At 55.9% G+C, this 24,680-nt stretch carries 15 protein-coding genes; 10 read left to right on the top strand and 5 right to left on the bottom strand.

All coding sequences use genetic code 11. The annotated features are described in order from the left end of the window. The first annotated feature begins 389 nt into the window (after window positions 1–389). The 3 genes from SH573x_RS19765 to SH573x_RS19755 all read left to right on the top strand — a co-directional run bounded on the left by SH573x_RS19765 (window position 390) and on the right by SH573x_RS19755 (window position 4,734). Entirely contained in the window at window positions 390–2,381 is a 1,992-nt protein-coding gene (locus SH573x_RS19765) for a BBP7 family outer membrane beta-barrel protein (RefSeq protein ID WP_479349452.1), read from the top strand. Window positions 2,382–2,641: 260 nt separating this feature from the next. Further along, a complete protein-coding gene (locus SH573x_RS19760) occupies window positions 2,642–4,210 on the top strand; it encodes a BBP7 family outer membrane beta-barrel protein (protein ID WP_479349451.1) in 1,569 nt (522 codons plus the stop codon). A gap of 182 nt (window positions 4,211–4,392) precedes the next feature. Continuing rightward, on the top strand, window positions 4,393–4,734 hold the full coding sequence (locus SH573x_RS19755) for a translation initiation factor (RefSeq protein WP_479349450.1): 342 nt from the start codon (window positions 4,393–4,395) through the stop codon (window positions 4,732–4,734). Between the two features lie 30 nt (window positions 4,735–4,764). Here the strand turns inward: SH573x_RS19755 and SH573x_RS19750 are convergent, their stop codons facing one another. Beyond that, window positions 4,765–6,483 carry a C25 family cysteine peptidase gene (locus tag SH573x_RS19750; protein WP_479349449.1) on the bottom strand — a complete coding sequence of 573 codons (1,719 nt, stop codon included), beginning with the start codon at window positions 6,481–6,483 and terminating at the stop codon, window positions 4,765–4,767. A 27-nt stretch (window positions 6,484–6,510) separates the two neighbouring features. Then, window positions 6,511–7,521, bottom strand: a complete 1,011-nt coding sequence (locus SH573x_RS19745; RefSeq protein WP_479349448.1) for a lysylphosphatidylglycerol synthase transmembrane domain-containing protein — start codon at window positions 7,519–7,521, stop codon at window positions 6,511–6,513. 129 nt (window positions 7,522–7,650) lie between these two features. Between SH573x_RS19745 and lpxD the strand changes: the two genes are divergently transcribed. From lpxD to rlmN, 7 genes are all read left to right on the top strand, one after another. Further along, window positions 7,651–8,730 carry a UDP-3-O-(3-hydroxymyristoyl)glucosamine N-acyltransferase gene (gene lpxD, locus SH573x_RS19740; protein WP_479349447.1) on the top strand — a complete coding sequence of 360 codons (1,080 nt, stop codon included), beginning with the start codon at window positions 7,651–7,653 and terminating at the stop codon, window positions 8,728–8,730. 6 nt (window positions 8,731–8,736) lie between these two features. After that, entirely contained in the window at window positions 8,737–9,609 is an 873-nt protein-coding gene (locus tag SH573x_RS19735; RefSeq protein ID WP_479349446.1) for an LpxI family protein, read from the top strand. Window positions 9,610–9,867: 258 nt separating this feature from the next. After that, window positions 9,868–10,782 carry a cation diffusion facilitator family transporter gene (locus SH573x_RS19730; RefSeq protein WP_479349445.1) on the top strand — a complete coding sequence of 305 codons (915 nt, stop codon included), beginning with the start codon at window positions 9,868–9,870 and terminating at the stop codon, window positions 10,780–10,782. Window positions 10,783–11,299: 517 nt separating this feature from the next. Next, complete coding sequence (locus tag SH573x_RS19725) at window positions 11,300–15,574, top strand: vWA domain-containing protein (RefSeq protein WP_479349444.1); 4,275 nt, start codon at window positions 11,300–11,302, stop codon at window positions 15,572–15,574. A 219-nt stretch (window positions 15,575–15,793) separates the two neighbouring features. Then, entirely contained in the window at window positions 15,794–16,537 is a 744-nt protein-coding gene (locus tag SH573x_RS19720; RefSeq protein ID WP_479349443.1) for an NTP transferase domain-containing protein, read from the top strand. Further along, window positions 16,525–17,505 (top strand): ribose-phosphate diphosphokinase, encoded by a 981-nt coding sequence (locus tag SH573x_RS19715; protein ID WP_479349442.1) that lies wholly within the window; start codon window positions 16,525–16,527, stop codon window positions 17,503–17,505. Before SH573x_RS19720 ends, SH573x_RS19715 begins: the two co-directional genes overlap by 13 nt. A gap of 24 nt (window positions 17,506–17,529) precedes the next feature. Continuing rightward, a complete protein-coding gene (gene rlmN, locus SH573x_RS19710; protein ID WP_479349440.1) occupies window positions 17,530–18,642 on the top strand; it encodes a 23S rRNA (adenine(2503)-C(2))-methyltransferase RlmN in 1,113 nt (370 codons plus the stop codon). A 161-nt stretch (window positions 18,643–18,803) separates the two neighbouring features. On the opposite strand, the gene SH573x_RS19705 is transcribed toward rlmN, so the two are convergent. The 3 genes from SH573x_RS19705 to SH573x_RS19695 all read right to left on the bottom strand — a co-directional run bounded on the left by SH573x_RS19705 (window position 18,804) and on the right by SH573x_RS19695 (window position 24,333). After that, window positions 18,804–20,348, bottom strand: coding sequence for a hypothetical protein (locus SH573x_RS19705; protein ID WP_479349439.1), 1,545 nt, complete (start codon window positions 20,346–20,348; stop codon window positions 18,804–18,806). A 2-nt stretch (window positions 20,349–20,350) separates the two neighbouring features. Next, complete coding sequence (locus tag SH573x_RS19700) at window positions 20,351–21,436, bottom strand: vWA domain-containing protein (protein WP_479349438.1); 1,086 nt, start codon at window positions 21,434–21,436, stop codon at window positions 20,351–20,353. 122 nt (window positions 21,437–21,558) lie between these two features. After that, on the bottom strand, window positions 21,559–24,333 hold the full coding sequence (locus tag SH573x_RS19695; protein WP_479349436.1) for a c-type cytochrome domain-containing protein: 2,775 nt from the start codon (window positions 24,331–24,333) through the stop codon (window positions 21,559–21,561). Window positions 24,334–24,680 lie beyond the last annotated feature (347 nt).

Genomic DNA, 24,680 nt, shown 5'->3' with positions numbered 1-24,680 from the left:
TATGCCACATGGGTTCACAGGCTGGAAGCCTATGGCACATAAGTTCACAGGCTGGAAGCCTATGCCACATAGGCTCACAGGCTGGAAGCCTATGCCACATGTTAAACAGTAACGATCATACCGAGGGTACGTCTGGAATCGAAGCCAACGGCGTTAGGGGTTGTTCGCTGGCGTCTCAGCTAAATGGATGCTGAGCGACCAGATTATCGAGTGACCGTGTGGCAGTTCGGTCGATCTCCCTCAGAGTACGAGCTGGCACAGGGGTAGTGCTGGTACGCAGATGAATCAATTTAAAAAAATCGCTGGCTGAGTCCGGCGCTCTGGTTCAGTTTGCACTCAATGGTATGGAAGCCGACGTCAAGGAAGACGCTACTGCAAGGAGTTTAGCAGTGAAAAAGACTTGGAACTTTGGAATAGCGCTGGCGCTTGGCGTTTCAAGCCTTACCAGCGTGGCCGGGGCGCAGTTCTCTTCGCCGTATAGCAACGGAGCCTTGGCTCCCAGCGGTTATGCGGTAAATCAAATTCAAGCCCAACCGGTTCAGTATCCGGGCATGCAATCTGTGCCCCCTCAAGCGGTGCAGATGCAGTTGGCACAGTCGCCATTGCAACAAATGCACATGCAGCAAGCGCAGATGCAGCAAATGCAAACCGGGCAAATGGCTGGCGTACCACAAATGCCCCAATATCAGCCATCGATGCAGTTTGTTCCCTACTCCAGTGGCGTACCTGCTCAAACGGTGGCCTATCCTCAAGAGCCAATTCCTGCACCTGGGGTTGATGCTCAGCAACATGCGCAAAAGGGTTGGGTTGGTCCCAGCAATGGTCAGTATCATCCTGTGCCCGATGCGGCTCCGATGAATGCGGCCCCAATGTATCCCACGCCGATGTATTCGGCTCCGATGAGCTCGCCGGCACCTACAACGTCGTACGTCGATCCGAGTTACAACTCTGGATGCACCAGCTGCGGCGGTGGATACACGGGTGGCGGTTACGTTGGTAATTCGATGGTTGCTCCGATGGCATCCTCAGGAGCTGTGGGCGGTAGCTGCGGTGGACCAGTCTATGGCGGTCCCGTGTACGCTGGTCCGATCTATCAAGGTGGTTTGGGTGTCGGTGCTGCTCCAGGTTTCTTGGCCAGTCGAGCCGCCGTGCCGGGCAAAGCGTTCTTTGCTGGTGGCAGCGCGCTGTTGATGACGCGAATCGATGATCACAATGTAGCGCTTACTTATCCGACCAGCATGCCTTCGGATAACACGCTCAGCACCCGCGATGCTCGTCAGTACGATCTGAACGGTTTCGAAGTATTCGCCGGCCGCTACTTCAACTGTGGCAAGAATGCGATCCTGGTAAACTACTGGGGACTATTCCCTGAAGACCGCATGGCCCGCGCCGATGCTGTCGCTGCACCGAGCGTGTATCGCTCACGCTACCACTTCAATGGTATCGAAATGCCGACCCAGTCAGTCTACGACTGGTTCGATGGCGCTCGCTCACATCGCATCTTGCGTACCAGCGAGTATCACAATATCGAAGCCAACCTGTTGGGCTTTGCAGTGGGCGGAGCTGCCCGCACTTGGTCCGCGGCAGGTCCACGCCGCGGACTCTTCGGCGCTGGTGGCTATGGTTACGGTGGCGGCGGTTATGGTGGTGGCTGCGGTGGGGGCGCTTATGGCTCGTGTGGCTATGACGCGTGCGGTGGTGGTGGCGGTTGTGGCGGTGGCGGTTGTGGCGATTGCGGCCCAGTGGCTGACTGCGGCAGCTGCGGCAGTGGATGCGCTGCATTCACCGGTCCTTGTGGTCTGACCCCCAACGTGTGCGGCAGCCGTTTGAACTGGACCTGGCTGGGCGGTTTCCGCTGGTTCCGCTTCGAGGACACTCTGCAATACGCAGCTTCTGACTTCGATACCGCCTATAACTCGGTGGATGACTTGTACTATGACATCAATACGCGTAATGACCTGGTTGGATTCCAACTAGGTGGTGCCGGCAGCTACTGCCTAGGCAAACGCTTGAACCTGTACGGTCTCTCCAAAGCTGGCGTCTACAACAATCACTCCGAATTCAGCACCGCCATCTATCGTGATGGTGGTCCCGAAGCGACCATCAATAGCGCCAACATTTACAACGGTCAAAGCTATATGGTTACCACGACCAAGAATCAGCTCGCCTTCATGGGCGAAGTTGGTACGGGCGTCGGCATGCGAATCTCGCGAGGTTGGAGCGCCAACGTCGGTTACCGAGTAGTCGGTGCCGCCGGTGTCGCCACGGCCGTCAACAACATCCCAATCGAAATGATCCACTTGGGCAATGTGGCTGACTTCAACAACACCAGCTCGCTCGTTCTGCACGGTTGGACGTTCGGCGGTATGTATAACTTTTAGAAGTCTGAAGTCTGAAGTCTGAAGTCTGAAGTCTGAAGTCTGAAGTCTGAAGTCTGAAGTCTGAATTGGCCAGTCGTTCCAGAATGTGGGGGCGACTGGCCATTTTTCGTTTCCAATGCTAGCTCAAGAGCATCCGAAAACTCTGCCTGATCGTTAAATCCTACCAAGTTCACTCAACCGTTACGATCGTTACAGCCGAATCTATAGTTAAAGGCGGCCTGCGCCATGGCTGGGGCCACGACTGTACCGGGAGTATGAGCATGTTTGAGCTGTTCTGTTCGCGACGCCATTTTGTTCGCACAGCTTTGTTGGCGAGTCTTTCAATAGGTGCCTGGAGTGGACTGGGCTCAGATGTGCACGCCCAGCTGCGATCCGGTCGCGCCGAAAGGCCGCTGTATTACGGGCAAATGCAACAGGATGAGGTTGCAGAACCACCGATCACCCGACCTCGCGCCACGACGCGAGCTCGCGCTGCTAGCACTCGTGGACGCATGGTCGCCGACGGACCTGCCAAGTCCATAATGGACAAGGGCGACAATCAGGAGGCAATCAAGGCCGAGCCGGTTCCGCCGTCGGTCCCTGCGCCATCCCAGTCCAGGTCGATGCCATCCCAGCCCGAGCCACTACCCTACGATGACAATATGACGACCTTCGATGAAGGCTACTCCAACGGTCACGGTGGCGGTTGCGGGTGTGGTCAATGCAGACAAGATAGCTACTTCGCCGATCTGGCTCCCGGTTGTTGCGATTCGAGTTGCGGACCCGTCCTCGGTGGCTGCGGCGGACCTTTCGAGCAGCTCTTGGCCAACATGAGCGTTCGCGGTGAAGTACCGCTGTTCTGGCGGCGCGGTATTGGTTTACCACCACTGGTAACCAACGAAACCACGGGACTTGTCAACGCGAACACGCTGTTGTTGGGAAATCAACTAGCAACGGACGACCTGCAGGCTGGTGTGCGCATTACAGTGGGCAGTTGGTTCGATCCACAACACTATCGCGGCATCATCGTGCGGTACACCAACGCTGGCGACCAAGACACCGAATTTGCATTTGATAGCAATAACACTCCCGTTATTGCTCGGCCCATCAACACGATCGAAGCTGGACCTGCGACCCCTAACACACAAGTGATCGCAGATTCAGTGAATACATCTGGTTCACTGCGCGTGGGTACCCAATCTTCGGTCGATGGCTTCGATATCGTCATGCGACGTTTGGCCTACCGCGATCGATTCACCCGAGTGGATTGGTTAGTCGGTTTCCAGCACAATCGCATTGCAGAGAGTTTGTCGATCAACACCAATACATTTGTCTTTGGTCAACCGCCAGAACTAACCGGTTCCAGTATCGCAGTCAGCGATCACATTCGAACCACCAATACCTTCAACGGCGCAGTGCTGGGCTTGATGAGCCAGCGGCAGTTTGCGTACTGGAAGTTCGAGGCAATGGGACGCTTGGGGCTCGGTAGCTTGGAAAGAGAATACTCCGCCAGTGGCTCAACCACGACCACTTCGGCTGGTGGTGTCGTAACCACTGAAGACCAAGGTTTGCTGGTACGCAATACGAACAACCAAACGCGCGTCAACGATACGTTTGTGGTAGCGCCAGAATGGGGCATCAATGCAGCTTATTTCTTGACGCCCAACTTGGACGCGTCGATCGGTTACAATTACCTCATGATCGGTAAAGTAGCCCAACCCGGTCGCCAGGTTGATCAAACCGTCAACTTGTCGGATCCATTAAATGGATTCCTGCGGCCTGGTTTCGTGCTGAACACCGACAAGTACTGGCTGCATTCACTTAATCTCGGTTTGCAGTATCGGTATTAGATAGCGTAGCGGAATGCGTGAAGCATTTCGATGAGTTCCGTAGCGGAATGCGTCAAGCATTTCGGGATCACGTCAAGCATCGAAAGCCTTGACCGCTTCCGCTACAGTGCCAGACGAAAGCCTTGATGGCTTCCGCTACTTGATTGCAACGAGAGAGCTTTGACGGGCCCTGCGCAACGATTATGCGATTATTTGAAGGCACACCTTGGGACATACCGCCCAAGTGCGAACGTTGTGGAAAGTTGCTCGAGGGCGAGTGCCAGTGTGTGCCGCTGCCCGACTATTTGCCGCCAGAGAAACAGACAGCTCGCTTGCGGGTCGAGAAGCGGGCGAAAGGCAAGATCGTCACAGTGATCAGTGGGTTGTCGGCCACGGCCAACGATCTGCCCACACTGCTCAAACAACTCAAAAATGCGTGTGGAGCAGGTGGGGCTTGCAAAGACGATCTGCTGGAGATTCAAGGCGATCACTTAACGCGCACGCGCGAGACGCTCGAGAAGATTGGCTATAAGACTCGAGGTTAGTGCCCGTACTGGTTCGCGGCAGCGATGCGTCTATCTTTTACGCACGACCTGTAGTTCGGCCGAGCCGGCTGAACAACTCCTGGCACCGCACACAAATACACGCACCACATAGCGACCAGGCTTGAGCGGCTCTTGCATCATTAGTTCGCATGCAAACGCGCCAGCTTGGTCCAGCTCGAGTGTTTGACTGGTGATTACGCGATTATTGGCTTTGGCATAGCCGGCTTGCATTTGTTGGCGGACTTGAGGATCGCTGGTAAAGGTGCCAGCCTTGAATGCATCGCTAGGTGCTTTGTCACGTGGCCAGGCCAGTTCGATTGTGACGGTCCCGGGTTGCCCGGCCACACCACTAACAGCGATTGTTTCACCCGCGGTGATGCGCTGGGGGGCATTCAACTGAAGCGATTCCGGATGATGCAGACGCAGAAGTGGATCGCCCAATAAATTCATTTGCCAGACGTGCTCGAGTCGTTCTTGCAGGAGATCGTGACCCGCGGGAGAGAGGGCGGCGGCGATGCCGGTGATCAGTTGCATTTGGCCGTCAGCACGGGCTGCGGGCGAATCCAAGGGTGGATCCGGTTGGAGCATTTGACGCTTGGCTTGCATCATCACCTGGCCCAGCGATTCTTGTTTGCTGATGTAACATTCGTCGAGCATCCGACTAGCCAGGCAAGCAAGTCCATATGGTCCTGTAACTCGCGTAGCTGAGATGCAGGCCACCGGTCCTCCCGCGCTCATCATCATCTGCTCTGACAGACAGTCCTCGCGCGCATCAAAAGCACCGGTGTAGCACGCCAGAAACAATGCGATCGGTGGTCGAGGATGTTTATCACTTTGTGCAATTTGTCCATCTTGCAAGATGTGTAGCGCCTGATCTTCGACGCGCAAGAAGTCCAAATGCTTGACGTGCCCATGCCCGATGTACACCCAAAACTGGCTGCCTGCAGATAACTGTTGCAGAGTAACCTGGCTGAATTGAAACGGATCTGGGCAGTAGGGACTATTGGGGCTGGCATAGGTCATGCTGACATCGCACCAGGCCGGCACGCGGTCGGTCAAGAAGCGGGCGGTGGTCATTTCAATGGCAGAATCGGCCAGCGCACCAAACCCGCCCACACCAGCCACCACGCGCACGTCGCGGCGCCACAGTCCAAAATCCAACTGCCGTTCGTAGTCCATGACACGCTGCAAATACGCACTGAGCGCAGCGGGCGAATCGGCCGGGATGCGACCGACGGCTAAATCCGGTTTCTCGTCGCCATCAATATCGGCGTACGGGTTATCGGTGGCCAGTTGCTCATCGCCACCGAACTTCACCATGGCTTTGGAAGGATGGTACCAGGCCGGCAACAAAGCAGGCTGAACCTGTCCCATATTGGCGTCACCTACCAATACTACATAACCAATTTCCGGATGTGTTGGGTCTTGTGCACGAAGAGCACTCGCGGTGCGCACCATCTGGGCCACCGTCGCTTGGACGCTCCCGGCACCAGCTTCGGCATCCAGTTCATAGATTGTATGCCCTTGAGTTTGACGGTAAGCAATCCATGGCTCCAGCGCGCTGGACCAGTTTGCAGGTCGTACCACAATGGCTGCCGGCGCGGACTTGTTTGCGGGTTTGATCGCCGGCTCGTCGGCTACAAGCTGACCTCCCTGGCTGGCCAACAGCACAAACCACGCGGCCATACCCAGGGTCGACCAACACTGCGCTTGGCCTAAGAGACGTTCAGATATTCGCAGTCTAAACAACGGGCAATTCCGTCCTTGCCGCAGCAACTATTGGACTTCGCGCTGAAATGCGTCCGCCTCGGCTCGCACCTGCTGCAACTCACGACCGTGGCTAGTCCAATAATAGACCAGACCAATGCCGGCGATGGCAAGAGTAATCAAGCGATAGACCGTAGCCACGATCATGCCCGAGAATAGTTCGGGTTGTCGCGGCAGTTGCTTGAAGAGTTCGTCGAGTGCAAATTCTTGGGCTCCCAGGCCACCCGGTGCCAGCGGTACCGCCCCCGCAGCCATCGCTGGCGGCACGACATAGAGGTGCTCGGCCAAGGTCGGGCGGTCGTCATAAATACCACACGAGATGAAGTAGACAGTTAACGCCAGCAAAGCATGAACGACCACCGAAGCCACGATCAGGAGCAGCAATTTACCAGTCTGGTCACGCAGTTGTCTGACGGCCCATGCCATGCGTGCTAGTGTGCTACCGGCCAGCGGCCAGGTCGCGACCCAGTGCAGCAAGCGTTCGAACCATTTGCCCGAGTAAATCGCCAATAGCAGTCCTAGCAGCGCCGCTCCAGTCACAATGATAGCAAAGGTGCGAATACTCTTGAGCACCAGCGGCAGCTCGTCCACGGGAAAGATGGTCAGCGATACCACGGTCAGGATGACCAGTCCCAACAAACCGATAGCCCGGTCGAGTACAACGGAGGCCACAGCCTCAGGCCTGGCTTGCGGTTTGTGCTTGGCCACCAAAATCGCTTTGAACAGATCGCCGCCCACGCTGCCTAGAGAGACAAAGTTCAAGAGATAGCCCAGGAAACCCAAACGTAAGGCTTCCTGCAATTCGAACGGAATTCGAAACGCGCGGACCAGTCCCCACCAGCGAACGATGCCAACGGTGATCGCTGCCAAAGCCGACAGCTGAGCCAAGGCCAACAGCTCCCATTGCTTGGGCCGAGCCCAAAATGCCCGATAATCCTCTGCTGGAACTCGCCACAGCAAAAACGCAAACAGGGCTGCCGGCAACACGATTTTCAAGACTATCAGCAGTGGTTTTTTCACTCGGACACCGTAAAGCAATAAAATTCAGATTGCTGAACATCATAGCTGCTGATTTTTCCTGTTGTCGTATCGATGGGTAATGTGGTATTCCTTTTCCATTGACACCCATCATTTGGAAAGGAGGCCAAGATGACGGTTGTTAGCTTGGGTGATCTGGGAAGACTTGTTGCTGGAGAAGTTCATGGCGATGCCTCAACGGCGATCGCGTGCGCTATGCCTCTGGAGTTGAAACTACCTGCACACTGCTTAACACTGGTCGACAACGCTAAACTACATGAGCAGCTGATTGCTAGCAATGCAGCCGCAGCGGTCGTACCCTTCAGTTTTCCAGAGACGCCATTACCGCTAATCCGCGTTGCCAACCCACATGCTGCTTTCGAAGCCGTTATTGGTCAATTGAGACCAGCCCGGCAGGTCGAGCATCGGGGTGTGCACGTACAAGCTTTTGTGGATCCATCGGCTCAAATGGGCGAAGGCGCCTGCGTGGGAGCCGGGGCCAGCATTGGGGCCGGGACGGTGATCGGACGCAATACGCGCATTCATCGCGGCGTACACGTCATGTCCGACTGCGTGATTGGTGAGGATTGCGAACTGTACCCCGGCGTCGTGCTTTATCCACGGACTCAACTGGGAGCTCGGTGCACGTTGCATGCTGGCTGTGTATTAGGGGCAAACGGTTTTGGTTACCGCACCACCGGCGGCAAGCATCTGCCTGCAGCGCAACTGGGTTGGGTCGAAGTTGGCGACGATGTGGAAATGGGAGCTTGCGTAACAGTTGATCGCGGCACCTATGGACCAACGCGTGTCGGGACCGGAACCAAAATCGATAATCAGGTCATGATCGGTCACAATTGTCAAATAGGCCGACACAATCTCATTTGCGCGTTTGTAGGCATCGCGGGTTCATGTTCGACAGGTGACTATGTCGTGTTGGCTGGCCAGGTCGGATTGAAAGATCACGTCCATCTGGGAGATCAAGTCGTCGTGGCCGCGCAGGCGGGCGTGATGCATAACTTGAACGGCCCTGGCCCCTGGAGCGGTACACCGGCGGTGCCCGTCAAGGATCACATGAAGTCAGTGGCCTACATTTCGCGTTTGCCTGAAATGCGCAGCGAAGTGCGTGACTTGCAGCGCGAGCTGGCCGCGGTGCGCGAGCAACTTTCGCAGCTGCAACCCGGTTCGCTCCCTTCGCAACCCAAAGCCGCTTGAAGCACCATGGACGACTGGAATCCTGCTAAGATCGCGCTCCACGCTCCGCTGGGATTGGTCGCCGGTTGGGGAAGGTTTCCCGTCGAGCTGGCTCAACAGGTTCATGCTCAAGGTCACCGCCTGGTAGTGGCTGGCATCAAGGCGCATGCCGATGACGAGCTGAAGCGACTCGCCGATCAACATCAGCTATTCGGCGTAGCGAAACTCGGCGCCCAGATTCATTTCTTCAAACAACACGGCGTGCAACAAGTCGTATTGGCTGGCAAGTTATTCAAAGATCGCATACTTCTACACGGCATGGGCTGGGTCGGTCACCTGCCCGATGTAACGTGCCTGCGAGCACTCTATCACAGTTTCGTATCCGGTCGCGCCGATCAGCGTGACGATACGATTCTGTCGGCCGTGGTGCAAACCTTTGAATCGCATGGAATGACTGTCCTGAGCTCGGACCAAGTCGCGCCGAACTTGATGGCCGAAGCGGGCGTGTTGACCAGGCGTGCGCCAACCGATCGCGAGCACCGCGATATTGAATTCGGCTGGAATGTGGCCAAACAGATGGGCGGACTGGATATTGGTCAGAGCATTATAGTTCTTAACCAGACGGTCTTGGGTGTCGAAGCCATTGAAGGCACCGACGCGCTGATTGCGCGCATGGCGGAGTTGTGTCCGCGCGGAGGATTTACGTTGGTTAAAGTTGCCAAGCCGCAACAAGACATGCGCTTCGATGTGCCCACCATCGGCATGCGGACCATCGAGCACTTGCACGCCGCCGGCGGCAAAGCGATTGCCATCGAAGCCGGACGCACCATCTTCGTCGATCGCCAGGCTACGCTGCGCCGCGCTAATCAACTTGGCATCGCCATTGTGTCGCGCGCCTGATTTTATGCACCTGCGTAGCGGAAGCCGTCAAGACTTTCGTTTTGGCACGCGTAGCGGAAGCCGTCAAGGCTTTCGAAGCGAATGGTACGATCCCGAAATGCTTGACGCATTCCGCTACCGACCAGATCCCGAAATGCTTGACGTATTCGGCTAGGGAAAAAGTCACCGTAGCGTCATATCCACTCCGGGTTGTCGGGGTATGATTCACATACTGCCAGCCAGAGGTGGGTAACTGGGCGCCAGTGAACTTGGGAATTCATGAATCGTAAACCGCTTGAACAAAACACCTTGCTGGGTTTCGTGGCCAGTATACTGCTGGTGATCGTCAAATTCCTCGCTGGCTGGTTTGGCCATTCGACGGCGCTAGTGGCCGATGCGATCGAATCACTGGCCGATACGTTGGGCTCGCTGATGGTCTGGCATGCGCTCCGCGTGGCTTCTCGACCGGCTGACCCACGATATCCCTACGGATATGGCAAGGCGGAAGCCTTGGCCTCGCTGGGAATCGGAGTGCTACTAGTATTGGCGGCCCTATATATCGTTTACGAAGCGTTTCATCAGATTGCCATCGCTCATCAGCCGCCTGCATCCTGGACGTTGATAGTCCTAGTGGCCATCATCATTGTCAAGGAAGGTTTGTTTCGGTTTGTGTATCGCGGCGCGCAGCAGTTCGATTCCGATGCGGCCCGAGCGGATGCCTGGCATCATCGCTCCGATGCGATTACTTCGCTAGCGGCGCTAATTGGAGTGGGATTGGCGATTTATGGTCCCGCGGTTTTCGGTTGGCCAGCTTTGGTGATGGCTGATGAAGTTGCAGCTATTTTGGCCAGCGGCGTCATCCTGCTAACGGCTCGATCGCTGATGGCTCCCGCCTTGCGCGAGCTGTTGGATGCGGCCACGCCGGCGATAGCCGGTCGCATTGCGGAGATTGTCAGTCGTGTCGACGGGGTCGAATATGTAGAGCAGGTCTTGGTTCGCAAAAGCGGGACCGGTTACCTGGCGGATATGCATATGCATGTACCTGGGGAAGTCAGTGTCGAAGTCGCCCATCAGCTGACCGGAAAAGTCAAAGCGCTGCTGAAAGCCGAAATCCCCTCTTTGGTAACGATCTTGATCCACGTCGAACCGGCTGACCACCGGGCGGGTTCCTCCGAGCCGAGCGCTCAAGCCTGATTTTTCCAGAGAAATATGCTGCATTCTGCTAAAGTGAAACTGAAGCATTTTGCAACATACGCTTCAATCCGCACTGTCGCATTTTGCAACGGTCGCCATTTCCGCTGGGTCGAAACGGCTGGATACGGGGCGGCTAGAAAATTTTCGCAATTCAAAAAAGCCTGTAAAAATAAGGCCGTAAGGCTCATGTCTGGTTAGCCTGACAGCACAGGCACCCTCTAGGCGGCACGACCCTTGCAAATAGTAGCGAATGGTCATGCAAGGCTTCGTCTAACGCAATGCATTTTTTGTTTTTTGTGTAGCGGGGTCGGAATGAGGCAAATAAAATGCAAAGCTAGGGCGCAAGTCCTTGCTGACCTTTTCCTCAGTTGATGGAGATGCCGGCAATGGGTGCGATTGTTGATCGCGCTAGCTTGCATCTTGCGATAATATCGATTTACGGTCCTGGGCTCGAGTGCTGAGTCCATCACCACTTTTCACATGCCCACCACTTGGTCCGGGTGTCAGGAGTTTTGCAATGTTGGCGAAGCAGCTATGCCTTCTTCTCCTTGCTACGCTATGTGTGCCTATCCTGGCCGCAAACGCAGCCCCGCCAGTGACTGGTACCAGTCGTTGGGCCACGTTTGACGCAGACGGTGCGAACTACTTTGCCTTAACGGTACAAGCGGATTCGGCCAGCAACGTTCCATTGGCTGACAAGCATGAGATCGTAATCCTGGTCGACACCTCAGCTTCGCAGACCGGACCTGTACGTCTGGAATCGTTCGAAGTTGTGGAAGAGTTGTTGGCTGGTTTGCCCGCGAATTCATCGGTGGCTGTGGTGGCTTGCGATGTCAAAGCGGTGCCCTTGACCAAAGGCCTGGCCGCACCGGCCAGTCCTGAACTCAATGCAGCCATCGAACAACTGAATAAGCGTGTGCCGCTGGGACTGACCAACTTGGGATTGGCCTTAAAGACTGCCATGTCCCAGTTTGGCGAAAGCGAAAATGCTCAGCGAACGATTGTCTATGTTGGCGACGGTATCAATCGCAAAGAGTATCTCAAGGGCGATGCTTACAAGAGCCTTATCGATTCGCTAGTTAATCAACGCATAACGATCACGAGTTTTGTGATCGGTCCCATGGTTGATGTGCCTGCTCTGGCAGCCTTGAGCAATCAAACCGGCGGTGTGTTGATCGCTCGCAACGAAGTGACCGCTTCGATGCAAGAAGTTGGTCGCATGTTGGCCGAGAGCGTTCATTCGCCGGTCCTCTGGCCGACCAAGGTTGAAAAGCCAAGCGCGCTTGTGCGTCACCTGCCTGCCCAGTTTCCACCGCTGCGTTTGGATCGCGATTCAGTAATCGTCGGTCAGACCGAAGGGGCTGCCGCCGCTGGAAAGTTGGTTATCGAAGCCACCTCAGCTGGGAAACCGGTTACCCTGCATTGGAATCTGACGCCAGAGGAAAGCCATCCCGATATGGCTTTTCTACCCAAGCTTTGTGAAAACGCTCTGAAAGATGAAGGCCGCACCTTGCCTGCTCTGGGTTCAGAAGGCCTGCGAGCAGTTAGCTACGTGATGTTTGATTCATCAGTGGCCTTGGTCAAAGCTGGTGAATTTGCCCTCAAGAGTGGCGAACTGGCTAGCGCTCGTCGCATCGCTGAAGAAGCTTTGAAGTCGGACCCCAACAACGCTGAAGCTCAAACTTTGATGGACGCGGTCAAGACCGCGACGGCAGAGGCCGAGCAGCTAGCACCGCCTGCGGGCAAGCTGATGCGCTTTATGCAAGATCCCAACGATCCGTTTGGCACGGCCGAACCGGCTGGTGATCCTCCGGCCGACGGGGCCGATCCCTTTGGTGAACCTGCGGTTCCCGATGCGACAGCTACCGAGCCGAGTACAGCACCAGCGCCTGCAACTGACAGCGCGCCTCTGCTGGATACCAGTGACGCACAAGCTCCACTAGATGCCAACTCCGGTGTGCTGGATAGCCGTTTCTATGGCGATGGAGATTTGCTCAAGAGCGAAGAAGAAATCAACAGCGTTATGGAAGCCGCGATTTCGAGCCAGGTCAATGCCAAGCTGGCGGCTGCTCGCAGATTGAGCACCACGGATCCAACTGCAGTCAAGAATAGCTTGATGGCTCTATTGGAAGAACTAGACCAAAACGTAAATCTCAGTCCCGGTGTGCGTCGTACGTTGGACACTCGCGTTCGCGCTCAACTTGAACAAACTGCTGAAGCCGAGGCACGTTTCCTGGATCGGCAAGCGCGGGATGAAGCTGTTCGCGCTCAAGCGGCCGCTTCGCAGCGTCTGTTGGCCGAGAGCGAGCGTCGTGAAACTGCGCTTAAGCAACTGGTTGAAAGCTTCACGTTCTTGATGAGCCAAGGTCGTTATCTGGAAGCGAGCCAAGAAATTGCTCCTGAAATCGAAGCTCTCACGCCTGGCACTCCGCTGGCGGCTCAGTCTTACCACGTCAGTTCACTGATTGCTAACCAGGCTCTGGTCAACAAGGCGTTCCGTCGCCGCGAACAAGGCTTCATCGACGCCATGCGTGGCGTCGAAGAGGCTGCTGTGCCGTTTGATGGAGTGCCTCCAGTGGTGTATCCACCGGCCGACGTGTGGAACGCTTTGTCGGCTCGCCGCAAAGAACGATATGGCTCGATCAACCTGGCTGCAGATGATTCGGAACAACGGATCTATGATGCGCTGCGTTCGCCGATTGATGAAGTCGACTTTGTTGGTCAACCTCTCAACACGGTCATGCAGACGTTTGAAGACAAGCTGGGTATCGACATCTACATCAACGATACCGAACTGGATACGTTGGGTATCACGCAAGACACCCCGATCACTTTGTCCCTGCAATCAGCCACGCTACGTTCGGCCTTGCGCATGATGCTCAAGCCCTTGGACTTGACCTATGTGATCCGCGAAGGTGTGCTGCAGATTACCAGTACCGACGATGCCAACAACGAACCGGTTAACAAGATCTATCCGGTTGGTGACCTGGTCGTGCCACCAATGAGTGGTGGCGGCGGTATGGGCGGTATGGGTGGAGGTATGGGAGGTATGGGAGGCGGCATGGGAGGCATGGGAGGCGGCATGGGTGGTATGGGCGGCATGGGAGGCGGCATGGGCGGCATGGGTGGTGGTGGCATGATGGGCGGCATGGGCGGCATGGGCGGCGGTGGCATGTTCATCGTTCCTGACGACGTCAAAAAGCCAACTAAGCCAACGCCAACTGCGAAGCCTCAAGCCAAGCCTGCAGCCAAAGCACCCGCGAAGGCGGATGCCAAGGCAGCGGCCAAGCCTGCTGCTCCTGTAACTGAAACGGTGGCTCGGAAGGCTGTTCCAGAATCGTGGGACGACATTTTGGCTGACTACGACAAAGCTGATGAAAAGTCCACGCCACATCTGGATGCCGAAGTTCGCGAAATGGTAACGTCTCTGGTAATGACCGCCCAAAAGGCTGTTGAAGCCAAGGACGAGAAAGCTGCGCTAGCCAGCTTCCAACGAGTGATTGGTCTTATCAATCAAATGCTCAGTGCTGGACATCCACAACCTTGGATGTACCAAGCGTTGTCGCTGTCGATGAAAGCCTGCAATTACCCCAAAGAAGACATCGAGCGGGTTATGCTTAGCTCGCTGGATTTCGGTGGTGGTACCGAAGCGGCTTTGGATATTGCCGACTACTTTGCCAAGAACCAGATGAAGGCTGAAGCGTTAGCCCTGCTGCGCGACACGGCGACGATCGATCCCAACAGTTACGCGTTGTATTCATTGGCTTTGCCTTTGGCACGCGAGATGAATGATGTCGATGCCCTGCGCTGGACCTGCGCTGGTGTGCTCAGCAAGGCCTGGCCTACACGTTATGACAAACTGGTCGAAGATGCCAAACTGGCCGCACGTGCTACCAGTATGCGATTGAAGCAAGCTGGCAAAGTCGTCGAAGGCACGATCTTCGATAACGAAATGAAAGAAGCTCTGCGTCGCGACATCATCGTTCGTGTGACTTGGACCGGCGCTGCCGAAATTGCTATGCGCGTCAAGGAACCGGCTGGAACGGTGTGTTCTTACACCAATCCAATCACGCTCAGCGGCGGGGTGCTGATCAATGCATCGTCGCAAGCCAAGAAGGATTCGCTGGGCGGAACTTCAGAATACTACGTGTGCCCCAAGGGCTTCAGTGGTGAATACGACATTTTGCTGCGTCGAATTTGGGGCAAGGTCTCCGGCGGTAAAGCGACAGTTGAAGTCATGACCGACTACGGTACTCCAGATCAAAATACCATCGTTCAAGAAATCGACATCAACGAGAAAGATGCCCTGATCAAGGTGGCGGTCAAGAGTGGTCATCGTCAAGAACCTATCGCGGCGGCTGACTTGGCCAACATTCGCGATAAGCAAATGGCAGTTGGACGCGGCATCCTGGCTCAGTTTGCTGGTGGACCGAATGTGCCTGGTGGACCTAACAATGGCAACTACTACGGTGGTCCTCAGTACAATCCGTACGCCGCTATGCAAGCGCTATTAGCGGCCAGTGCCAACAACGGATTTCCATTCCGTGGTGCAGTCGGTTATCGTCCGGTGATTCAGACATTCCCTGAAGGTGCATCGTTGACCGTCTCGGGTGTTGTGAGCGCCGACCGCCGGTATGTGCGAATTACGCCGTTCCCGTTCTTTAGCCAGATTGGTGAAGTGTTCACCTACAATACCGCTACTGGACAAACCGGTGGTGGTACAGGAACCAACGGTGGTACCGGTACTGGTGCTGGTGGTGGTGCCCAAGGTGGATTTGGCAACGGACTGTAATTTTCGGTTTGGAGAAAAGCGGAAAACCGTATGTAAGTGTTAACCGCGAAGTACGGCTGGTGTGCAGATGTTTGAGTTTCGGCGGCCCCTGTCAGTCGATCTCTGCACGCCAGCGCGGTTGTCTGCCCGTGTGCCTACTGGAAAATTTCCGGTTGTTTTGCCAAGATAGCGGCTTTGACATTTGCGGCGTCAAAGGCAGACAAAGTTATGGCACAACCGATGGCGGTAGTACTAGCGGCTGGACGCGGTACCCGCATGAAGAGCGACCTTCCCAAGGTCTTATTCCCGGTGCTGGGTCGTCCCATGATTCACTGGGTCTTGGATGCTCTGGAAAAGGCCGGGATTTCTCGCTGCGTGGTCGTAGTGGGTTATCGTGAAGAACTGGTGCGCGAGGAATTGGCTGGCCGGTCGGGCATCGAATATGCCGTTCAGGCGCAGCAGTTAGGAACGGGTCACGCCGTGCAAATGTGCCGTGACCAGATCGCCACCCAACAAGGACCTGTCTTGGTCGTCGCCGGCGACTCGCCCCTGATCCAGCCTGACTCGCTGGGTCGCTTGCTCAGCGAGTTTCGCAAAGGTCCTTACGCTTGTCTGCTGGGTACTCTGGTCAAAGATGAACCTCAGGGGTTGGGACGAATTGTCCGTGACACCGCGGGCAAGTTTCAAAGAATTGTCGAAGAGAAAGACGCCACGGCTGAGCAAAAGCAGATTCGCGAAGTTAATATGAGCACTTATCTGTTTGCTCACGACGCACTGCTTTGGGCTCTGTCGCAACTGGGCAATCGCAATGCTCAAAGCGAATACTATCTGACCGACTGTCCTGCCCTGCTGCTAGGCAAAGGTGAGTTGGTTGATGCCCGCCCGGTTCTGGAAGGGTGCGAAGCGCTCAGCATTAATACGATCGACGAATTGGGCAAAGTAGAAGCCCGCATGATGGAAATGGGATATTCATGGGCGAGTTGAAAATTTTCAGTGGCCGCGCAAACGTCCAGTTGGCGCGAGACATCTGTGATTCGTTGCATTTGCCACTGGGATCCATCACGCTGGGTACCTTTCCTGACGGTGAGTATTCGTGCAAGATCAATGACGACGTGCGCGGTCGCGACGTGTTCTTGATTCAACCTACCTGTCCGCCTGTGAACGACAATCTGATGGAACTGCTCATCATGATTGACAGTTGCAAACGGGCCAGCGCGCAGCGTATCACCGCCGTTATTCCTTACTACGGCTACGCGCGACAAGACCGCAAGGACGAAGGTCGCGTACCGATCACGGCTAAACTAGTGGCCAATTGCGTCACGCGGGCTGGGGCTGATCGCGTGCTGACCATGGATCTGCATGCTGCACAAATTCAAGGCTTTTTCGATGTGCCGGTTGATCACTTGTACGCGGCCCCGGTTTTAAACAACTACTTTCTGCAGCGGGGTTATGACACTGAAGAAATCGTGGTGGTCAGCCCCGACGAAGGCAGTATCAAACGCGCGATCGGTCACTCCAAGCGCTTGGGTGGTAGACTGGCCATCGTCGATAAACGCCGCGAAGGTCCCTCGGAAACTCGGCAGAAGAACATCATCGGCGGTCCTATCGACGGCAAAATTTGCTTGATGTTCGATGATATGATCAGCACGGCCGGCTCCATCTGCGGAGCAGCTCAATTGGTGCATGACGCGGGAGCCAAGGAGATCTACCTGGCTGCCACGCACGGCGTGTTATGTGGCAACGCCATCGAGAACTTGCGCAAAGCGCCGGTTAATGGCATCTGCATTACCAACACGATTCCGCTGGCACCCGAGAAACAGTTTGATCGTATCACCGTCTTGTCGGTCGCGCCTCTATTGGCCGAGGCCATTCGGCGCATCCATCGCGACATGTCGATCTCCGGCATGTTTCGACCGCCTGATGAAGACGGTTCCAGTCCACCATCGATTTGAGCGTCGCCCGTTGAGACCTGTGGTATGACAGCTCCCTCGATCAATTCGTCCTCGTTGCCGATGGCACCTGCGGTACCGTCTCAGTCGGCGGAGTCATTGCGGCCACTGCTATTGGACAGACCGGCGGTCGATGCGTTTCGCAAGCAGCACAAGATCGAACCTGCCCGCATTCGCCGCATGCGTTATGCACTATATCAGCAGCATGTTTCACCACGGGAATCGCTCGAGCATCTGCAAGTACCCTTCATTGACGCGGCCCTCCAACATTTTCGGCTGACCGCGTTGAATATAGACCAGCGGCACGATTCCGCGTTGGATCGATCGAGCAAGTTCGTGCTCGAAACTGATAGTGGTGACAAGATCGAGACCGTATTGATGCGCAGCGCCAAACGCATCACGGCTTGCGTATCGACGCAAGTCGGTTGCCGCGCGGGTTGCAGTTTCTGCGCTACTGCCCGCATGGGCTTGCGACGGAATTTGACGGCCGGCGAAATCGTGGAACAAGTCTTGATCGCCGCCCGCACGGCGCGTTCGGAAGGTGCTCGACTGCGCAATATCGTTTTCATGGGCATGGGCGAACCGCTACATAACGAAATCGAATTGCATCAAGCGATAGAATTGCTCAGCAGTCTAGAGGGTTGCGCCTTTCCGATGCGCCGCATCAGCGTTTCGACCGTGGGGCAACCCGAAGCAATGATCCGCCTGGTCGATCGCTTTCCTGGTATTCAAGTAGCCCTCAGTCTGCATAGCGCCCGACCCGAGCTAAGAAGTCGCCTGGTGCCTTGGACCAGGCAAATCGATTGGGATCAGTTGCACTCGGCGGTGCGCGAGATCGCTACTCGGCCCCTGGTGTATCATCATCAAGGCCCCATCATGATTCAGCACATTATGATTGCTGGGGTTAACGACGGCCCTGAAGATGCCGATGCGCTAATTGAATATGTTCGTGGGTTCACCTGCATCGTGAACTTGATCCCCTTCAATGCGATTGCCCCGGTGCAAAACTGGCAACCTTCGTCGCGCGAGCATCGCGATTGGTTTGCCAAACGCTTGCGCGCCGCCGGCGTTTATACCACGGTGCGTTATTCGATGGGCTCCGATGTTGCAGCTGCGTGTGGTCAACTGGTCCAACCTTAAGCGAAGGTAGCCACCGTCGCCAGACGGTGGACAACCGTAGCCACCGTCGCCAGACGGTGGGCAAACCGTAGCCACCGTCTCCAGACGGTGGAAGCGTTTGGCAGCGAATCCACCGCTAGGCAGCGGTGGCTACGTTTTTTGATTTGCAGGGCCTTGGTGCCTTAATCCACAGCCGACAAGCGGCGCCAGGCCACGGTGCAGGCTACTCCAATTCCAGAGAGCGTATACACAATTCCAAATGTCGGCACCAGGAAGCGGCCGCCGACGCTATATAGAACCATGACAGTCAGCGTGTTGACGACGATGATGCCACCCAGGAGCAGCATGGCGGATCGATGCAAGATCAGCAGCCAGCACAATCCAATTAGTGACGCCAACTTCACGGCCAGGACGCGACCAGTATATGGATTCCATTCTTTTTTGACGCGTACCCAGGCCAGGATGGGCAGCTGCCCCCAGTGGGCGCGGATCCACTGATTGGTTTGACTACTGGCCGCCTGGGCCACACGTTTCTCACGCTGCAAAATGCTCTCACCCGGCAGTTGCCCAAGTTCTGCGCGCAGCTTTTGTTCGGGTCCCACATACCACTCGCCTTTGCGTTCCAAGGCTTCGTCGTCATAGCCACCGACCAGGGTGATTGGGCCCTGAGTTCCCAGCGGCATAAATGCGCCCAGTACGATGCAGTTGCGTATCCACCATGGTGCACATACAGCCATCGCGATGGCAACTACGGCAGTGGCACGTCTGATGTCAATCAATATGTTCGGCAAGATCATGCGTCCAAAATCGTCGGTCGCCAATCGCCGCCGACTCTTGATGCGACTGGCCAGCAAGAAAATGCACCACACCCCCGGCAGCCACAGGACGATGATTGATCGCGTCAGAATCAGTAGTCCCAACAAGATACCGATCATCACGATCAGACGATTGCTGGAACTCCACCAATAACGCTGGGCAACCAGGTGATCGCTGCGGCGCGCCTCCGCGGCCGTTTCAGGAATCAAGAATTCGCACAAGCACCACACCAGTATTTGTACCAGCAACAGTGCCAACGGCTCGGTGAGAAAGTCGGTGGCATAGGTCCGCGTTGTTCGATCCATGGCTGCCAGGGCCATCGTGACCATGGCTGCCAAAGCGACCGGCCACGCGAGCGTCGTTAATTGAGTTGTGATGCGCACTGCCACCGCCACTGCCAAACTACCGGCTATCGCGATGCACAAGGCCAGCCCCAAACGCACGACTGCAAAACTGGTCGGCCCGCGCGGCAGTATCCAGTAGACTAAGGCATTGAGCAGCGGAAACAGTGGTGGCCGCGCGGTGGTCGCCGATAGGCTATCCGTACGATTGAGCTGCGCAGAATAGTCGGCAATCGGTAATCGCCGGAGTTGTTCGTCGGTAACCAGTGGCAGTTGGCTGAGGTCGGTGGATACCGACGCAGTTTGATACGGGGCCCTCCACTCCAGGTTAGTCCAATCCATCGACCAACCATGTCCCTGAGAAATATGCCAGGCGATATTCTCGTAATCGGGGCCGTCACCCACAGGCTTGGGCGGTTGCGAAAACCACGGATCATTAACTACAAACCAAAACTGCACCGGCACCAAAGCGCAGATCGCTACCCAGAACCAGAATATCGGCCTCAGCACGATCAGATTCATTTGTTTGTCGACTTGATGATCGACCTTGTCCGCCGGATTGAGATTCACAATTAAGACGATGGACTAAAAGTGGTCACATCGATATAGCGAAACTGTCCCTGAGTCGCTTTGGCCAATTCAGCTATCCAGGAACCTGAGCCCTCATTGCGACCTGTACCGAATTGAATGGTGTGAATGACAGTACCGTGGCGACTGGCGCGATCGACCAGGTCTTCTAAGTCGCGACCGTTCACCCCTGGTTCATCGGCATCGGTCAAAAAGAAAACAACATCTGGCGACATGCTCAGCGCCAAACGCAGCGCAGGCAAGTGCTCAGTTCCGCCATCAGGAACCATGCGCCGGACGTAACTGACAATCGCTTTCTTGTTTTCGTCCGTGCCGGTGAGCATGGCAGTGGAACCAGTCAGCTGGCCGTAGGCCATTGGGTCTTCGTTGTAAAAGATCAACTGAAACTGATGTGTGCGACCCAGGCTATCGACGCTCTTGATGAGTTCATTCTTGGCGTTGGCCATGGGTAAACCGGAGTAGCCATTCATGCTGCTGGAGCGATCGAAGACATAGACGATGCGCGAACCTGTGCCTTCAATGCCGAAGACGCTGGTCTTGCCCAGCGGCAAACCGCCAGCGCCCCCAAGCTTGCTCCCGCCAGAGCCCAGTCCAAGTCCCCCCGCCGCCTGGCCTACATCACCCAAGCCGCCACCACCATCGCCCACCAGAGCTGCCATTCCCGATTCAACGTCCACAGGCGCTTGATCGCTGCCGGGCAAGCCGACTGCACCACTACTCACGTCGCCACCTAGTGACGAGTCGCCACCGCTGTTCTCATCGCTGCCCAGCGAACTAGCGCCGACGTTTTCGACAAAGAAGCCTTGGCTTGATTCCCCAGGCTCTTGCACTTGCATGACGACAGAGGTCACCGTACCACTAACATGGGCGCCGCGCTGAGTTATGCCCAGAATGGCCACGATCAGAAACAACGAACAGTGCACAACCAGTGAGATACCGCCAGCTTGAAAACGGCGCCAGCCCTGTACATGAGACTGAGCCAGTTGACCATCGATTTGGTGTCGACGGCGACTAGCGACTGGCGAAGGCACCGGCGGCGGTGCTTGAGGGATCTTCCAAGTTGTCGACATTTCCAGTCGGGCTCCAACCGCATATTTTCAGCCGGCAACCTTTTCCATCCGCTGTGCCGACTCCCTACCCTTATTATAGCTATTTCTAAAGAACTTCCGTTTGAAAAACCGTTACTGGTCGATCAATTACTGGGCAAAACCCGCAGTCGCACGCTCCGTGAGGTCGGATTATTCTTGGCTTCGCTACGCAAATGGAAAACTCGCTCTTGCGGTGACAACCAAGGTGCAGCCGTAATGAAGAACTCGCGCTGGCTGTTTCCTTCGGTGATCAGCAGGCCGTTGAGCCCGATATTGTCGACAAAAGCACCGTGCGGAAGATTGCGGCCGGCCAGTTCATTTCCCAAGCTCACCGGTCCTTTTTCATCCTGCCGATCGATAATCACTCGAGCACTAATGGTCTGGCCGGGCTTGATAGCAAGTTCTGTCAGCTCGCGGCCAACATCTGCAATGTCGGTCAGTTTCACGCGCACCTCACGGTCGGCCTTGAGCGTAACGCTGAGTGGCTTTTCAAGCGTATGCTCAACCTGGCCGCTCGGCATATGACTGATGGCGCGCAGTTTGACCGTTAACTTCTCGACGCCTTCGGGCATCTTGAAATCGCTACTGGCATACAGGTTGCCATAGGCGATATCTTGACCCGCTTCGATCACTAGCGGATTGGTTACTTCGATTCCCGCCGGGATATCGTCGACATGAATTTCGATCGGCGCATTCAGATCGTCCAACCTCTTAGCCACAACTTGCCATTCTCTACCGCTGCCGGGCGGCAGCGTCATATCGGTGCCACGTACTTCTAACTCGAAGTCGGGTTTGGGGGCACGCACGATCAGTTGATACTTGAAATCATCGCCACTGAATCCACGCGCGTCCCGCACACGAATGATGTATTGGCCGTCTTCAGGCGCGGTGAATGTCAAGCGCGAGTCCTTGCCCAAGCGCCGCGTGCCATCGTCATCATTCTGATAGTAGACTGGGAAAACTGGCAGACCGTTGGGTAGCGGTGGGGAACCTTCGTCCAGTTCGCGCACGATGTATGCGATTTCGCCTAACGCATGCGCGATCGGCGTAGTATCGAATAACGTCACGCGCGTGCCATAGCCTGGATAGACTTTGAATCCGGAATCGGGACCGCGCGGATACATCCACAGTTTGACAACTTCGCCACCAGCATACAGCAACTCGTTTAGTTCCATCTCTTGCCACTTGTGCATTCGATAGTCGTCGATGGTCGAACTATCTTTGCCGCGGAAGGTGAAGTAACTTTCACGTACGGCTTGCAGACGGGTGCGCAATACTTTTTGGCCGGATGCATCCCACACTTCGACCAAACTATCCAGCGGCGAGTTATCGCGAGCAGCTTGAATTTCGATAATCCACGGCACACCGGCTTGGGCTTGGATTGCATAGGCATCGATATCCGATTGACCATCAGCTTGCGAGGCGATCACACCGCTCACGCGTGCAGGCAACTGGATTGGTTGTGCTTGCTCGCTGAGATTGTTCGGTTCGACTTCGGCTGCCGCCTCGCTCGGCACAGTTGCTATGTCGCTGGGCATTGGTTTAGCGGGTTGAGTTTGGCTGGCAGGTTCGGTCGAGCGAGTAGCATCGTTGGCTGAACTATCCGGCAGCGTAAATTCGGCTACAGCGCCCGAAAAGTCAGCAACCCAGATGTGTTTAGCGGCTTGGCTGACCCCTGCCACTCCGGTCGGAACGTCGCTGCATGAAGCTACGACACCCCGCGGCGAAAGGTCTGCCAGCGACCACAGCTTGACGGACTTGTCTTCGGAGAGCGACAGGACTTGATCGCTGCCGCGAAAGACGATTTGCGTCACGGGTTCTTCGTGGGCGAATCGTGAAATGCGAAGTGGATTAATCGCAGGTCGGTCTTTAGCAATGATTTGCCACAATCGAAGTTGTCGATCTGCGCCACTGGCTAAGACTGACTGGCCGTCAGGCGTGAAACGTACACAAAGCATCTCGCCTTCGGGTTGACCGAGCGTATCGAGTCGTGCGCCATCGGCCAGTCCCCAGAGCTTGACAGTTTGATCCGCACTAGCGGTGGCCAGCATCTGTGACTGGGGATCGATATCCAAATCGTAGATCGCCCCATTGTGGCCAGCGAATCGACGCAGTTCCATTTGGGCTTGCCAATCCCAGAGGATGGCCACGCGATCGTAGCTGCCCGTGCATAACCATTTGTTATCTGCACTCAGCGCAGCGCAGTAGATGGCATCGCTATGTCCCTGTAGTCGGCCAACCGCTTTCCCCTGCTGGATATCAAAGATAATCACTTGGCCGCCGATGCCGGCAATTCCTCCGGCGATAACCAAGTATTGACCATCCAGGCTCATCCGCAACTGATTGATCTTGCTTGGCAGATCGATGGTTTGCATGATTCGATCGGTAGGCACATCGATTAGTTCGCAGCGGCCCTCGCGGGCGATAGCCCGTTTTAAGGGGCCCACGTCGATAAAAGCCGAGATGTATTGGCTCGCCTTGGGATCTGCGGCCAGCTTCGGCGCACTGAGTTGTTCGGCTAGTGGTACGGAGCGCGCATCGTTTTTTGCGCCAGCCGCGATCCACTGGCGAATCTTGTCAATGTCCGCAAGTGAAGGCTGGGCTTGATCGTCGGGCGGCATTTTTGGTTCCGCCTGACCGGTGACTAATTGCAACAGCCGGCTCGCCTCGGGCTCGCCAGCGCTGATCACCCGGCCATCCGGTGTGCCCTGGTTGAGTGCTTCATAGGTAGCTACGGAAAAGTCAGCCTCGCGCTCGGCTTCGTTGTGGCAGCCACCGCAGTATTTGCGGAGTACGGGTTGCACATCGCGTACGAAACTTGGCTCAGCCGCCCACAGGTTGGCTGACACTAGCATCAAACAGCAGCAAACGCTTCTCATTATTGGCGTCATATCGCGGATCTCCTGCCTACCAGTTTACACAGGATCTGCGGTAGCCGAAGTCGCCAGACTTTGGAAGGATCTGATGTAGCCGAAGTCGCCAGACTTTGGAGGCGTCGCATTTGCTTCGTCCAATCTCTGGCGAGATCGGCTACGGGAACTGCGGTAGCCGAAGTCGCCAGACTTTGGAGGCGTCGCATTTGCTTCGTCCAATCTCTGGCGAGATCGGCTACGGGAACTGCGGTAGCCGAAGTCGCCAGACTTTGGAGGCGTCGCATTTGCTTCGTCCAATCTCTGGCGAGATCGGCTACGGGAACTGCGGTAGCCGAAGTCGCCAGACTTTGGAG

The sequence above is a fragment of the Rania fehmarnensis genome, from assembly GCF_056494185.1.
The sequence above is the reverse complement of the archived record's forward strand: the minus strand, read 5'-3'. Positions and strand labels throughout refer to the sequence as shown.

Bases quoted from the DNA above. Each gene is read 5' to 3' on its own strand.
- lpxD (WP_479349447.1), top strand. From the start codon at position 7,651: ATGACGGTTGTTAGCTTGGGTGATCTGGGAAGACTTGTTGCTGGAGAA.
- SH573x_RS19735 (WP_479349446.1), top strand. From the start codon at position 8,737: ATGGACGACTGGAATCCTGCTAAGATCGCGCTCCACGCTCCGCTGGGA.
- SH573x_RS19700 (WP_479349438.1), bottom strand. From the start codon at position 21,436: ATGTCGACAACTTGGAAGATCCCTCAAGCACCGCCGCCGGTGCCTTCG.
- rlmN (WP_479349440.1), top strand. From the start codon at position 17,530: ATGACAGCTCCCTCGATCAATTCGTCCTCGTTGCCGATGGCACCTGCG.
- SH573x_RS19725 (WP_479349444.1), top strand. From the start codon at position 11,300: ATGTTGGCGAAGCAGCTATGCCTTCTTCTCCTTGCTACGCTATGTGTG.
- SH573x_RS19755 (WP_479349450.1), top strand. From the start codon at position 4,393: ATGCGATTATTTGAAGGCACACCTTGGGACATACCGCCCAAGTGCGAA.
- SH573x_RS19760 (WP_479349451.1), top strand. From the start codon at position 2,642: ATGTTTGAGCTGTTCTGTTCGCGACGCCATTTTGTTCGCACAGCTTTG.
- SH573x_RS19695 (WP_479349436.1), bottom strand. From the start codon at position 24,333: ATGAGAAGCGTTTGCTGCTGTTTGATGCTAGTGTCAGCCAACCTGTGG.
- SH573x_RS19720 (WP_479349443.1), top strand. From the start codon at position 15,794: ATGGCGGTAGTACTAGCGGCTGGACGCGGTACCCGCATGAAGAGCGAC.
- SH573x_RS19730 (WP_479349445.1), top strand. From the start codon at position 9,868: ATGAATCGTAAACCGCTTGAACAAAACACCTTGCTGGGTTTCGTGGCC.
- SH573x_RS19715 (WP_479349442.1), top strand. From the start codon at position 16,525: ATGGGCGAGTTGAAAATTTTCAGTGGCCGCGCAAACGTCCAGTTGGCG.